The 13,414-nt window shown below is 45.4% G+C and carries 10 protein-coding genes; 4 read left to right on the top strand and 6 right to left on the bottom strand.

Translation table 11 applies throughout. The features are described 5' to 3' along the window. Window positions 1-216 precede the first annotated feature (216 nt). Window positions 217-885, bottom strand: a complete 669-nt coding sequence (locus QUB11_RS07620; protein WP_333198659.1) for a glycosyl hydrolase 108 family protein — start codon at window positions 883-885, stop codon at window positions 217-219. A 99-nt stretch (window positions 886-984) separates the two neighbouring features. On the opposite strand from QUB11_RS07620, the gene QUB11_RS07615 reads away from it, so the two are divergent. The 4 genes from QUB11_RS07615 to QUB11_RS07600 all read left to right on the top strand — a co-directional run bounded on the left by QUB11_RS07615 (window position 985) and on the right by QUB11_RS07600 (window position 5,896). Then, entirely contained in the window at window positions 985-3,165 is a 2,181-nt protein-coding gene (locus QUB11_RS07615; RefSeq protein ID WP_333198408.1) for a tetratricopeptide repeat protein, read from the top strand. Window positions 3,166-3,238: 73 nt separating this feature from the next. Continuing rightward, window positions 3,239-3,835, top strand: a complete 597-nt coding sequence (locus tag QUB11_RS07610; protein ID WP_333390192.1) for a tRNA isopentenyl-2-thiomethyl-A-37 hydroxylase MiaE — start codon at window positions 3,239-3,241, stop codon at window positions 3,833-3,835. Window positions 3,836-3,926: 91 nt separating this feature from the next. Next, complete coding sequence (locus QUB11_RS07605; RefSeq protein ID WP_333198404.1) at window positions 3,927-4,424, top strand: GNAT family N-acetyltransferase; 498 nt, start codon at window positions 3,927-3,929, stop codon at window positions 4,422-4,424. Window positions 4,425-4,507: 83 nt separating this feature from the next. Beyond that, window positions 4,508-5,896, top strand: coding sequence for a cytochrome P450 (locus QUB11_RS07600; RefSeq protein ID WP_333390190.1), 1,389 nt, complete (start codon window positions 4,508-4,510; stop codon window positions 5,894-5,896). Between the two features lie 56 nt (window positions 5,897-5,952). On the opposite strand, the gene QUB11_RS07595 is transcribed toward QUB11_RS07600, so the two are convergent. The 5 genes from QUB11_RS07595 to QUB11_RS07575 all read right to left on the bottom strand — a co-directional run bounded on the left by QUB11_RS07595 (window position 5,953) and on the right by QUB11_RS07575 (window position 12,926). After that, window positions 5,953-9,795, bottom strand: a complete 3,843-nt coding sequence (locus QUB11_RS07595; protein ID WP_333390188.1) for a PAS domain S-box protein — start codon at window positions 9,793-9,795, stop codon at window positions 5,953-5,955. A gap of 491 nt (window positions 9,796-10,286) precedes the next feature. Further along, window positions 10,287-11,678 carry a malic enzyme-like NAD(P)-binding protein gene (locus QUB11_RS07590; RefSeq protein WP_333390187.1) on the bottom strand — a complete coding sequence of 464 codons (1,392 nt, stop codon included), beginning with the start codon at window positions 11,676-11,678 and terminating at the stop codon, window positions 10,287-10,289. Between the two features lie 104 nt (window positions 11,679-11,782). Then, entirely contained in the window at window positions 11,783-11,908 is a 126-nt protein-coding gene (locus QUB11_RS07585; RefSeq protein ID WP_333103335.1) for a hypothetical protein, read from the bottom strand. Window positions 11,909-12,119: 211 nt separating this feature from the next. Beyond that, window positions 12,120-12,377 (bottom strand): hypothetical protein, encoded by a 258-nt coding sequence (locus QUB11_RS07580; protein WP_333235368.1) that lies wholly within the window; start codon window positions 12,375-12,377, stop codon window positions 12,120-12,122. A 153-nt stretch (window positions 12,378-12,530) separates the two neighbouring features. Beyond that, on the bottom strand, window positions 12,531-12,926 hold the full coding sequence (locus QUB11_RS07575; RefSeq protein WP_333103334.1) for a hypothetical protein: 396 nt from the start codon (window positions 12,924-12,926) through the stop codon (window positions 12,531-12,533). Window positions 12,927-13,414 lie beyond the last annotated feature (488 nt).

Genomic DNA, 13,414 nt, shown 5'->3' with positions numbered 1-13,414 from the left:
GGGGAGGGTTGGGGTGGAGTAAAAAATTTACGACTCCTGCAAGGATTGCTATATAAGGGTGATTTAAGCCGACATGATAAGCTGTTGTGCATTGAGATGGGAATTATCGGGCGGGCGCTCCTGCCCACCAGACAATAGTTTAAAGAAACAAGATAGTAAAAATTAGATGCGCGCCTGATTATTAACAGTTAACGGTTAGCCGTTAACTGTTAAGTGTTAATTCTTAATCTTATTCACATACCCCCACAAACTGTAATCGCGACTGAGCCAACCCCGGAAAAAAGCCATCTGAGTCGGATCTTCTTGCACCCTTTTGTAGCGGTAAATAATTCGTTCGTTAATCATTTGCAGCGCGGTATTTCTATTATTTGCCCCTTTCAGCGCTTCCTTGGTGCGCGAGTCAAAAACTCCCGTTTGCGGCAATCCTAATGCTTGCTGGAGAAAGGTAATAGAGTTATTAATACCGAAATTAACGGCGGTGTCAAACATGACGATCGCCAAAGCCGGCTGCATCGTGCCCGAAAGGCTCGAATCCCAGTAATATTTATAAATTTCTAGGAGCTCTGCTTCCGACATCTGCGTCACGTCGAGGGGCGGAAGCCCACGACTGTAGCGGTAGGCGTTGTATTCCGTTTGCAAGACACCCCGATAAGTTCTGCCGCCCTTATCGGCTGGGTGATTGCTGAATCCGCCCTCAAAATAGAGGGTGAAATAAAGAGCCGTTTGAAATAATTTCTGCCGAAAGCTGGCTGTCTGCTGCTGCTGTGCGAGAGTCTTTTGGGCAAAGGGTAAGGGGATTGCTAAGGTTAACAAGAGTATCCCCAGCAGGAGGTTTGGTTTCCACTTGATGTTATGTTGGCGCTGTGTCGCTTGCTTGTCGCTCATAAATTCTCTGTGACGATCGCCCGTAATTCCGCTAAAACTGCTACTCTTCAAAATAATATAGATTCAACCTTTAACTTGATAGCACAGATAGGCCGCCAAATGAATTCCGATTTTCGCAACCAATCCGAAACACCCCAATTTGAAGATGCTGCATCCCTGACAGTCGTTGCAGAAACCTATTACTCTCAAGGCAACTTAGCAGCAGCCGTCGCTGCTTGTCGCCGAGCTCTGGAATTGCAACCGGATTGGGCGGCGGCTTACGTGACAATGGGCAATGTGCAGCAAGCAAGCGGCCAAATTGATGAAGCGATGCGGTTTTATTCCGAGGCGATCGCTCTGAATCCCGATTTTGCTGAGGCTTATGCTAATTTGGGCAGTATGCTCTACAAACAAGGGCATTTGGTGGAGGCGATTGTCAATTACGAAAAGGCGATCGAACTTAAACCAAATTTGGCTGCTGCTTACTGGAATTTGGCAGGGGCACTGAAGCAGCAGGGGCAGCAGGATGCAGCGGTAGCATACGAGCAAAAAGCTCTCGAACTCAATCCCCAGCTTGCTGAGGTAGATTTTCACTTAAATTTAGGAGATAAATTAGCGCGGCAAGGGAAGTTAGATGAGGCGGTGGCTGCATGGCAGCAGGCGATCGCATTTAAACCCGATTTAGCCGAAGCATACTGTCAAATTGGGCGAGTTTTGCGCCACCAGGGTCAATTTAAAGACGCCATACCCAACCTTCAAAAAGCTCTAGAAATTAAACCCGATTTTATTTCCGCCCACCAACATTTGTGCGGCATCCTCAGAGATACTAGCAATTTAGCTGCCGCGCGGCAAGCCGTGCACCACTACAGCCAAATGTGTGCCGAAACCGATCCAATTATGACCGCGATTTACTTCATCAGCACCTATCAAGTGTCGGGATTAAATCAAATTGCGGGCGATCGATTTTTAGAGCTAGAGTCATACTTAGAGCAAAACTTAGAAACCGCTAGCCCGGTGGAAATTAAATCGCTTTATGCAAACTTGTTATTCAGCACACCGTATTTGCGAGATGACTTGGCGACCAACTCAAAACTTTACAGATTAATTGCCAAAAAGTATATCGACCAATGTATTAAACCTAATTTTTCTCAACCCGCAAATTACAGTTTCAAACCAACGGTTCCATCCAGCAAGTTAAAAATTGGCTTTTTGTCCAATCACTTTAGCCGCCATTCTGTAGGTTGGTGCAGCGCTGACATCATTCGCGAATTGTCCGACATCACACCCAATGTGTATTTGTACGCTTCCGAAAGAATTAGTCCTGACGATCGCACTCAGCAATTTGAAACTTGGGGCAAACTGACTTTTCCCACAACCTACCCCAACGGAATTGCCAATTCTGCCGAAATTATCGACCAAATTCAGCAAGATGAATTGGACGTTTTAGTTGATTTAGATTCTCTCAGCGTACCTGTTCACGCTGATATTCTCTACCAAAAACCCGCACCAGTTTGTATTTCTTGGCTGGGATTTGACGCGCCTTACATATCGCCAGAAAATTACTTTCTTACAGACTGGCACTCGCACCCAGCCGGGCGGGAAAAATATTATGACGAGCAGCTAATTAGGATGCCTGATTCCTTTGTAGCGGTGTCCGGTTTTCAGAGATATGGAGTCGATACTGTTGCATTGAGAAGGTCGCATCGGATCGGTTTGGATCAGATAGTTTACCTGTGCGTCGCTCCCGGCAGAAAATTCAATAGCGAGTTGGTAAAAGCACAAATTGCGATTCTCAAACAAGTGCCGAACAGTATCTTAATTCACAAAGCTTTAGGCGATGCTGCGGTGTTTGAGGCTGGCTATCACCAAGCTTGCGAAGCTGAGAAAGTGAGCAAGCACCGAATTAAGTTTTTGCCGAGGTTTGCTACTGAGGAAGAACACAGAATTATCTATTTGCTGGCCGATGTTTTGTTAGATTCTTATCCTTACAACGGAGGAACTCAAACTTTAGAGGCTTTGTGGTTTAATTTGCCGGTGGTGACTCGCACAGGAGAGCAGTTTTTGTCGAGAATGGGTTATTCGTTTTTGCAGACTTTGGGAATTGAAACTGGCGTGGCTTTGTCTTGGTCGGAATATGTGGAAGTTGGTGTAAAATTGGGTAAAGAGCGTGAATTGAGAAATGCAATTAAAGCACAGTTGGTGAAATCTAAAGATCCAGCCAATTTGTCGCCGCTGTGGAATCCGAAAAAGTTTGCTGGTGATATGTATGCGGTCTTGGAAAAATTATGTAAGATAGGATAAATGCTGGCTAGTGACTGCTGACTAATGACTACTGACTAATGACTACTGACTACTGACTAATGACTACTGACTAATGACTTCAACACTGCCAACTATTAAGTTTTTAAAAGAGCCGACTTCGGAAGCTTGGGTGCAACAGGCGATCGCCCATTTGGATACAATCTTATTAGACCATTCTCACTGCGAGCGGAAAGCGGCGGGAGTAGCGTTAAATTTAATGTTTCGCTACCCAGCCCGGGAAAAATTGGTGAGGATGCTAACGGCGATCGCCCGCGAAGAATTAGAGCATTTCGAGCAAGTCAACCAGCGGTTAGAACAGCGCAGCATTGCTTTAGGCCCTTTGGCTGCACCTCCCTACGGTGCCGGTTTGTCCGCCCAAATTCGCAAGCAGGAACCGGAGAGACTTTTGGATTCTTTGTTGGTTTCTGGTTTGATAGAAGCGCGCAGTCACGAACGGTTGGGGCTGCTGGGCGATCGCTGTCCCGATGTGGAATTAGCTAAATTTTACCGCAGTTTGATGGCTTCGGAGGCGCGCCATTACGGTGTATATTGGATTTTGGCAACAACTTATTTCGATCGCACTCTTGTGATTGACAGGTTGGAGGAATTATCATTAGTAGAGAGCGATTTGCTCGCCAGTCTTCATCCCGAACCGAGAATTCACAGTTAAAATCTAGGTGCATTTAAAGACTGTAAAATACAAAAAATTAGTAATTTTACAGTTGCTAAAGTCAAAAAATAAATATACGTTGCAACAACCAATGAAAACCCAACATCTGGATTTTTTTATTCGTTCCTGGGAAACGCGCGATCGCGCTGAGGCGTTCTATTTAATTAGGGATGTTTTAGCAGAGTACGGTTTAAAATGCGAACCTCACGGGGCAGATCGAGATGTCTATGATGTAGAACTTCATTATCATAATCAAGGCGGCGAATTTTGGGTAGTTGAACGGCAGGATAAAATAGTGGGTACGGCCGCTTACTATCCGATTGAGCGCGGAAATAATGCTGTGGAAATTCGCAAAATGTATATTTTGCCAGCAGCAAGGGGACAGGGTTTGGGGAAATTTTTACTGCAAGAATTGGAAAGTAAAATTATCGCTCGCGGCTTTGAGGAAATTTGGATAGAAACTGCTAGCATTCTCAAAGAAGCTGTGAAAATGTACGAAAATAGCGGATATCTACCGACAACTGGTGTGGAGACGCAAAGGTGCGATCGGGTTTACGTAAAATCTCTAGGTATAAAAAAAGTACAATAAGGTTTGTGAAAACAATGATTAATTTACTCAGTTTCAATCAACAGTTGATTGAAACTGAGTAAATTAATCTAGGAGGAAAACACATGACTATCACCACAGAAAACTCTCACTCTCAAAATCATGCTACCGACAAATTGCTAGACGGCCCTAAAGACGCTAGATTTGTTCAGACAGTGCGGGGAATTTTAAATCCTCTGTATTATTTAGATAGTAATTCTCAGCGCTACGGCGACCTTTTTACCAGCGAATTCAGCAACTTTCCGCCCCAAGTAATTGTTAGCAATCCTCAAGCTATTCAAGAAATTTTTACATCCGATTCCAAACTCTTTGAATCCAGTACGGGAAACCAGATAACGCTACCTTTAGTAGGCTCGAATTCGTTATTGTTGTTAGATGGCGATCGACATTTGCTGCAGCGCAAACTTTTAATGCCACCTTTTCATGGTGAACGGATGAAAGCTTACGGACAAATCATCCGCGATACAACCGAAAAAGTAATTAATAATTGGACTCCTGGTAACTCGGTAATCGCGCAATCAACTATGCAGGAAATTTCCTTGGAAGTAATTTTGCACACGATTTTTGGGCTGAGCGAAGGAGAACGCTACCAGCAAATTCAGCAACTAATGATTAATATGTTCAGCCTGTTTAGCAATCCATTAAGCGCTACCTTTTTGTTTATCAAGTCGTTGCAAAAAGATTTAGGTGCTTGGAGTCCTTGGGGAGGATTTCTGCGACAAAGACAGCGTTTAGATGAACTGCTTTATCAAGAAATTCGCGAGCGCAAAACTCAGTCTGAACCATTGGGCGAAGACATCCTGAGCTTGTTAATTTCCGCTCGTGACGAAGCAGGACAGCCGATGAGCGACGTTGAATTGCGGGATGAATTAATGACAATCTTATTCGCAGGACACGAAACTACAGCCACAGCTTTAGCCTGGGCTTTGTATTGGATTCACTACATCCCAGAAGTCCGTGAAAAACTGCTGCAAGAACTCAATTCTATTGATGTCGAAAATTGCGAGCCGACGGAAATAAGTAAACTCCCGTATTTGAATGCTGTCTGTTGCGAAACGCTGCGGATTTATCCGATCCTATTTTTTGCATTCCCGCGCCTTCTGCAAGCTCCGATGCAGTTAATGGGTTATAATATTCCCAAAGGAATGATACTTTCTACCTGCATTTATTTGGTTCACCACCGACCGGATATTTACCCGGAACCAAAACGTTTTAAACCGGAACGTTTTCTAGAAAGGCAATTTTCGCCTTACGAATATTTGCCGTTTGGGGGAGGGAACCGCCGCTGTATTGGGGCGGGATTTGCCATGTTTGAAATGAAGTTAGTATTGGCGAAAGTGCTGTCACGATACTCTTTAGAACTTGCAGAAAATCGTCCGGTTTTGCCAGTACGCCGGGGTTTGACAATGGCACCCGCTGGTGGTGTGCATCTGACGGTAAAGGATCGGATTTGAATCATATCAAATCCGGTCGAGCGATAGGATTTGATATGATACCGATACAATGGGTTTTAATTTATTTTTTGCTGCAGAGGAATCTCGATCGCAAATTCGGAACCTTCTCCCAATACAGAATTGCAAGAAAGCTTGCCACCGTGTTTTTCTACTATAATAGAGTGGGAAATCGCCAATCCTAAGCCAGTTCCTTTACCAATGGGTTTAGTAGTGAAAAACGGGTCAAACAAGCGCTTTTGCACATCTTCGCTCATCCCAGGGCCGCTGTCAGCTATCCAGATGGCAACGCTGTTATTGTCGGTTACTTGGGTGCGAATCGTAATTGCGAGATTTTTGGCGGTGGGATTGGGTTCCTTTATCTCCATTTCCAAGGCGTCTAGCGCATTGCTCAACAAATTCATAAATACTTGATTTAACTGACCGGGATAACATTCAACTAAAGGCAAATTCCCGTATTCTTTAATTACATTAATTGTCGGGTGATCGGCTTTATGTTTCAGGCGATTTTGCAAAATCAGCAGCGTGCTTTCGATGCCTTCGTGAATGTCAACTTGTTTCTTTTCGGCTTCGTCAAGTCTTGAGAAAGTCCGCAGGCTCAAAACTATGTCGCGGATGCGATCGGCTCCGACTTTCATTGATGCTAAAATTTTAGGTAAATCTTCAATAAGATAATCAATTTCCAAGTCTTCCCTTGCATCTACAATTCTTGCGCTAGGCTGCGGGTATTCCTTCTGGTAAAGCCGCAGCATTTTTAGCAAGTTTTGAGTGTATTCGCTGGTGTAGGTGAGATTGCCATAGATAAAATTAACCGGGTTGTTAATTTCGTGGGCGACACCTGCTACTAACTGTCCCAAACTCGACATTTTTTCACTTTGAATTAATTGAGTTTGGGTACGTTGGAGTTCGCGCAAAGTTTCTTCTAGCTGTTGAGTTTGAGCTTGAGCTAGTCGGGCCGCTTGGCGGGTTTGGGTGTACAGTTCGGCGTGGTCGATCGCGATCGCAATTTGAGCGACCACCGCTTGCATCAGTTCGACTTCGGATTCGCTCCAATTTCGCACGGAGATAGCCTGATAGCAGGTAATCACCCCAATATCGCCTGCCGCAGTATGAACTGGCAGCGACAGCACTGAGTTAATTTTTAATGCCTGGAAATTTTCGCGCGCTTCTGCATCTTCACAAGTGCTGACATCATCAATTCGCAGAATTTCTCGCCGCAAAATCTGCCGCCTGGGGACACTACATTGGTCGTCTACAGAATAAGTACCGAGTAAACTCGGCAAAGCAGCATTCTTCGCTTCGCAAACTATTTCCCAAACCGGAGGATTGCTGTTGGGGCGATACCAAATGAAGAGGCACCAATCTAGGTGCATCAAATTGCGAATTTCTTGAACTGCGGTTTCTAAAATTGTGTCTAAATCTAAAGAATTGCGGATTTGGTTGGCAATTTGATTGAGTAGTTGTTCTCGCTGAGCTTGTTGTCTGAGCGCTTGTTCCGATCGCACTAAAGTTTCTTCTGCAAGTTTGCGATCGGTTAAATCTTGGATCACTCCTTGGATAATTTTTTCATTTCCCACCTCGATGACTGTCAGCACCACTTCTGCGGGAAAATCAGTACCGTCTAAACGCTGATGAACCCAATCAAAACGGTGCTTTCCCCGCTCAAAGGCGATGGCTATCATGTCGTGGGCCAAGCTCAAAGAATCTCTGCCGTTGGGTTGCAAAGGAGGCGAGAGTTTGCCAGGGTTTTGACCGTACAACTCTTGCGGGGCGGTGCAGCCGAATAGTTTTAGGGTGGCTGTGTTGGCATCGGTGATGGCATTGTCACATAACATAAAAACAGGCAAACTGGTTAATTCGTAGAGCGATCGAAATTTGGCTTCCGACTGCTGCAATGCGGCTTCTGTTTGCTTGCGATCGGTAATGTCGGCAACCATTGCCAAAGCGCCCACATAGCGTCCCTGTTTGTCTGCCAAGGAATTAGTAGAAACCATCGCCCACAAGTCCCTGCCGTCTCGGCTACGGAACTTAAAATCGAGCTGTTCGCGAATTCCTTCACGGCGGCGTTTGAGACTGATTTGTGCGATCGCCATGCCTTCTGCATCCATGAAAGCAAATAGCGACTCCCCGATCATTTCCTCTGGAGTGCAGCCGAGCATATCGGCCATTTTTTGGTTGACAAAAGTAGTTTTACCATCCGTATCTATCATCCAAATTCCTTCGTCTGCTGTCTCGACAATGCACCTGTATTTGTCCTCGCTTTCCCTAAGCGCTTCTTCTGCTAATTGGCGAGCCGTAATGTTTTGAGTCATTAGCAAACCGCCGATAATTTCTTGCCGTTCGTTTCTGACTGGCAAAGTATAACCGAGGTAGATGCGATCGCTGTAAATAAATTCTGTAACAACTGTTTCTCCTGCCAGTGCCGCCCGATAATTTGGCTCGACAGCAGCGCAAAAATCTGGCTCGAATACTTCCCAAATTGTCTGGCCTTCCATCAACTCTTTGGAAAGCCCCACTGCGGCTAATTCTGTACCTTCTACCAGCGTGTAGCGCATTTCTCGATCGAACAACATCACCGCACCGTTAGGAAAGTTGCTTGCCATAGTGCGGTAAAGCTGTTCGCTTTTTTGCAGCGCAGCTTCTGCTTGTTTGCGATCGCTAATGTCAACTACGACTGCACCGATGCCGAGAGCCTCCCCATCTTTGTCTAGCAGGGGAAAATAAGAGCCTGTCAGGTGCCGGACAAACCCAGGCTTTCTGGGATTGTCACCACTCATCTCGATATTAATTAAGGGTTGTTGCGTCCTCAAAATTTCTTCGTACAAAGGCTCTACAATTGGAGCGATATTTGGCAATATTTCGCGTACAGTCTTGCCGATGTGTTCTGCTGGACTCAGGCAATTAATTTCTGCTAGAAATTGATTAATTTGCACGTAGCGCAATTGCGAGTCCAAAATACAAAGTCCCGCCGGCGCTTCCTTCAAAAAGGCATCAAATAGTGATTGTCTCTGTGCTAATTCTTGTTCTAAAGCTTTGCAAATGCTGAGATCTGTTAAAGAGCCAATCATCCCCACAACTTCTCCCGTTTGGTCTTTCAATAGCGAGAGCATCAGGTGCGAGGAAAATTTTTCTCCAGATTTACGGCGTGTGATAACTTCAATTTCATGATCGCCTTTTTCTTGTAGCGGTTTGATGACTTGCTCTAACAAAAATTCGTGCTGTTCTGGCGGGTAAATTAAAGAAACGTGCTGTCCGATAGCCTCAGTTGCTTCATAGCCGTATAACTTTTGGCAGGCTTGATTCCAAATGGTAATCGAGCCGTCCATATCTGTAGAAATCACCGCTTCGTGAAATTGGTCGATAATTTGACTTTGGAGACGCAATTTTTCTTGAGCCTGTTCCAGTTCGGCGATTTTTTCTTCGAGTAGTTTCTGAGTTTTTTCCAGTTCCGCAGTCTGCTTTGTCAGCAATTTTTCCAGATGTGAATTGCTCTGCGGGGGCGCTGATTCCAGGGGAGCGCTATTTTGATCCCGATTATTAAAGATTTCTTCAACACTTAGCCAAATCGCGCACTGTCCCTCTGTTTCAATTGCCCGCTCGGAAACTCGCACGGGTACGAGATGGTTATTTTTATGTTTGTATGCTGCTTCGCACAGGTGCGTGTGGCTATTTTTTGCTTGACATTCTAGATATTTTTCTGGGCGCGCGCACTGTGTTTGCTGAATTTCCCAGTAGTTGAGGTGGAGAGTTTCTGCAACTGTGCGGCCGATAATACTTGCAAAAGCTGGATTTACGTCGAGAAAAGTCCCGTCCGTCCGGCACAATGCCAGCCCTATCGGGCACAGTTCTAACAATTGGCAACGGGAGCGATTGCGCTTGGCTTTTCCTAACTGGCTTTGCATCTGACCTAGCTGGACTTGGTTTATTTAATTATATCTTTATTATCTTGTTTATTTTTGTGAGTTTTATCCTTAATTAAAAAAGAGGGAAGAATGAAGTTCGGCAACGATCCCTCTACGGGATTTAACAAATGTAACTGATAGATGCTGAGCTTGGATGGAAGAAGGAAGAGGTTGGAGGTTCAAGGTTCGAGGGAAGTTCGGCAACGATCGCGCGATCGGGATTTAACGGATGGATGTTGAGGAAAAAGACAGGATGGGGAAACAAAAATGAGTAATAATCACCGGGGAGGAGGAAAGAGGGAATGAGAAGGAACCAGAAAAATCACAAGATAAGAAGTACAAAAATGGTACAAATACCATTTATTTATACATAATATCTTCCCTCCAACCTTCTTCCTTCTTCCTCCTTCCGACTTCCATCGGACTGACATCCGTTACATCCGTTACATCCGTTACATCCGTTACAGAATCCGTTGCCGAACTTCCTTCAATTAATCGCGGGCAATACCTTCGGATCGGGCGGCCAACTGCACTGCACCGGCGACAGCAATGGCAACTCTTTCGTCAAAAACCGACGGTATAATGTGCTCTTTGTCAAGCTGGGAAGGACTGACTAAAGAGGCGATCGCATAAGCTGCTTCCAAGTACATAGTGGGCGTAATTGTGGCAGCTTTGCAGTCCAAAGCGCCTCGAAATATCCCCGGAAATGCCAAAACATTGTTAATTTGATTCGGGTAATCGCTGCGTCCGGTTGCTATGATCGCCGCATCTTCCATAATTAATTCTGGCTGAATTTCGGGAATGGGATTTGCCATTGCAAAAACAATGGGATTCTCGGCCATCGAACGCACCATCGATCGGGTGACTACGCCGGGGGCGCTGACGCCTAAAAATACATCGGCACCGGCGATCGCATCTTCCAAAGTACCGCTCGAAGGCACAGCAAATTCTAGTTTTTCTGGGTTCATATCCGTGCGGTCTTCGGAGAGAACGCCTTTGGAGTCGCACATGATGATGTTTTGGGCACCTGCTTTACGCAGCAAGCGGGCGATCGCGACTCCGGCCGCACCGGCTCCGTTAATCACGATACACACTTCTGCGATGGTCTTTTTGACGATTTTCAAGGCATTAATTAATGCTGCCAAACTAACAATCGCAGTGCCGTGCTGGTCGTCGTGAAAAATCGGAATATCTAAGGTTTCCCGCAATCTTGCTTCGATTTCAAAGCAGCGGGGAGAAGAAATATCTTCGAGGTTAACGCCGCCAAAAACCGGGGCGATATTCTGCACTGTGCGAATAATTTCCTCAGTATCTTGGGTATTCAAACAGATAGGAAAGGCGTCAATCCCTGCAAATTCTTTAAATAGCATGGCTTTGCCTTCCATGACTGGCAGTGCGGCGGCAGGGCCGAGGTTTCCCAGTCCCAAAACTGCGCTACCGTCGGTAACAATGGCAACAGTATTTTGTTTGATTGTGAGGTTATAAACTTGTTGCGGGTCATTGGCGATCGCCGTGCAGATGCGGCCCACTCCTGGAGTGTATGCCATTGCCAAATCCGACTGGCGTTTGAGGGAAATTTTGCTCACTACGCTGATTTTTCCGCCGCGGTGCAAGTTGAAAGTGCGATCGTACACTTCGAGCACTTTAATATCTGGCAGTCCTTTAACTGCTTGGACTATTTCTTCGTTATGTTCGAGGCTGTAAGCATCGACGGTGATATCGCGAACGGTAGTGGCGCGGGTTTGCTCGATCAAGTCGATTTGGCCGAAGTTGCCGCCGACAGATGCGATCGCGCTGGTGACTCTTGCCAGCATTCCCGGCTGGTTCGGCAGAGCAACCCGAATTGTTAAACTAAAGCTGGGATTGGGTGTCAGTTTTACCATGATGCCTTGATTTCCGATTTGAGAATTTCAATCTTAGATTTTATCGCCAATGTTAGGCATAAAATTTAATAATTTAAATTTTCAACTGAAATTTTTAACAAATTCTATGAGCCTGTGGTGCGATCGCTCTGCACTGCCAGGGGTGTGGCTGGGAAACTGCTCTTTTTTTGAGTAAAGCTTTGCTCTGTTTCTAGCTGGTGACCAGGAATTTCAAAGGTGGTACCCGCCACGTGATTTATCCGTAGAATCAATCCAAAATCTAAAATCTAAAATCCTCAAGCCCCCGCATTTATCCGTGGGGTAAATCTCAAATCTCAAATCTCAAATCTCAAATCGATTGACTCTCCCACAAACAGTCTATTTTCTGTCAATTTCCTCGCGAACCGCGAATATGAAGCGCGGGGGTAGAAACCGGGTTTCTGAGGTAAACCTGCGGAACTCTTATCTATTTTTGAGAAGATTTCTGCTTATTCTGAACCTCAGCAGATATTTCGCAAAAATCTCTTTTCCAGCGATACCGCCTAATTCCTGCTGCTGTCTTTTGAAGCGAGACACCCAGGAGAGTTGATGCGGCTTTTTGATTTCCTTTATTGGGAATGTAAAAAGTAGATGCACGGCTGTTTGAGCCGGCAGGTAAAAATCTGAGCGACTGACAAGCGGGCCTTTGATATATATTTTGTCTGGTTTAACACTTGCCAAAGATTGCGAGTGCAACCTTGCAAACGCTCTAAATTACCTGCACGCTTTGCCCGATAATTCCAGGGATTTTAACTAACAGACAATCTACCCCGCGCCACCACGAGCACAGCTTGGGCCGAACCGTCTTGAGTTGCTGGTTGCTAACTGTCAATTTTACCGATCGGCCGCAGCATCGGCCCATATAATTGTAAAGAATTTGCAAGCCAGACAATCTGGGGGAACTTTTTCTAAGTCTTGCAGATCTATCGGTTGCTCTGCTTCGCTGCCGGGGGGAACTATGCACAGGGCAACTTGTCCGACTCCAGCCATGAGTTCGGCAACTCGCTCCAAAATACTGTCCATTTTTTCCATTAGTTGCTCTGCTGCATCGAGACTCGGCGCGATGATGAAAAAGGTTTTGACTCCATCGGGACAAGGGGCGAAGCCAAGCGTACACTCTCGTAATAGTGCTTGGGCGGAGAGACTGAAACCGTCGTAGAAGCGAGCGATTACTGCTTGATAAAAGGCGATTGTCAGAGAGCGATCGCCAAAAATTGGTTGAGATAACATAACTACTTCCTTTCGTAGGATTTTTGGGAGCATTGAAAAAATTTTAACATACCTTAATGTAAGCGATTTAACAAAATGATCTAGCGATCGAGATCATGGACTTGATGTGATAATTTTTAATTTGTGTAGCGATCGCAACTGTGATAAAATGTACTGTGTGCTATCACGGCCAGTGATTTTGATTGCATCAGCAGCTCAAAGCTAAGTACAAAATTTCCTACTAGGTGAGGAGAGGGGGATAGGCCCAGAGGGAGAGAACCAGAGGGAAATTACCTAAGTAGTAAGAGTATTATTGCCACAAAGTGCTTAATCTAGAGTTTAACTACCAGCCGGGAAGTCCCTCTGTATATTCAGAGGGGACGCATCTGAGCGCTACGCGAAGTACCCCGAATGAATTACGCCCGCGTGATGAAAGGCTCGTCGGGTGTAGGTACGGAAACCGACAATTAGACATTGCGAGTACCTTTAACTTTGATGTACTTTATAAC

The sequence above is a fragment of the Microcoleus sp. B6-A1 genome (assembly GCF_036705085.1).
Lineage (GTDB): Bacteria > Cyanobacteriota > Cyanobacteriia > Cyanobacteriales > Microcoleaceae > Microcoleus.
Note: the sequence above shows the minus strand (reverse complement) of the source record. Positions and strands in the feature narration are given on the sequence as shown.

Bases quoted from the DNA above. Each gene is read 5' to 3' on its own strand.
- QUB11_RS07620 (WP_333198659.1), bottom strand. From the start codon at position 885: ATGAGCGACAAGCAAGCGACACAGCGCCAACATAACATCAAGTGGAAA.
- QUB11_RS07615 (WP_333198408.1), top strand. From the start codon at position 985: ATGAATTCCGATTTTCGCAACCAATCCGAAACACCCCAATTTGAAGAT.
- QUB11_RS07610 (WP_333390192.1), top strand. From the start codon at position 3,239: ATGACTTCAACACTGCCAACTATTAAGTTTTTAAAAGAGCCGACTTCG.
- QUB11_RS07605 (WP_333198404.1), top strand. From the start codon at position 3,927: ATGAAAACCCAACATCTGGATTTTTTTATTCGTTCCTGGGAAACGCGC.
- QUB11_RS07600 (WP_333390190.1), top strand. From the start codon at position 4,508: ATGACTATCACCACAGAAAACTCTCACTCTCAAAATCATGCTACCGAC.
- QUB11_RS07595 (WP_333390188.1), bottom strand. From the start codon at position 9,795: ATGCAAAGCCAGTTAGGAAAAGCCAAGCGCAATCGCTCCCGTTGCCAA.
- QUB11_RS07590 (WP_333390187.1), bottom strand. From the start codon at position 11,678: ATGGTAAAACTGACACCCAATCCCAGCTTTAGTTTAACAATTCGGGTT.
- QUB11_RS07575 (WP_333103334.1), bottom strand. From the start codon at position 12,926: ATGTTATCTCAACCAATTTTTGGCGATCGCTCTCTGACAATCGCCTTT.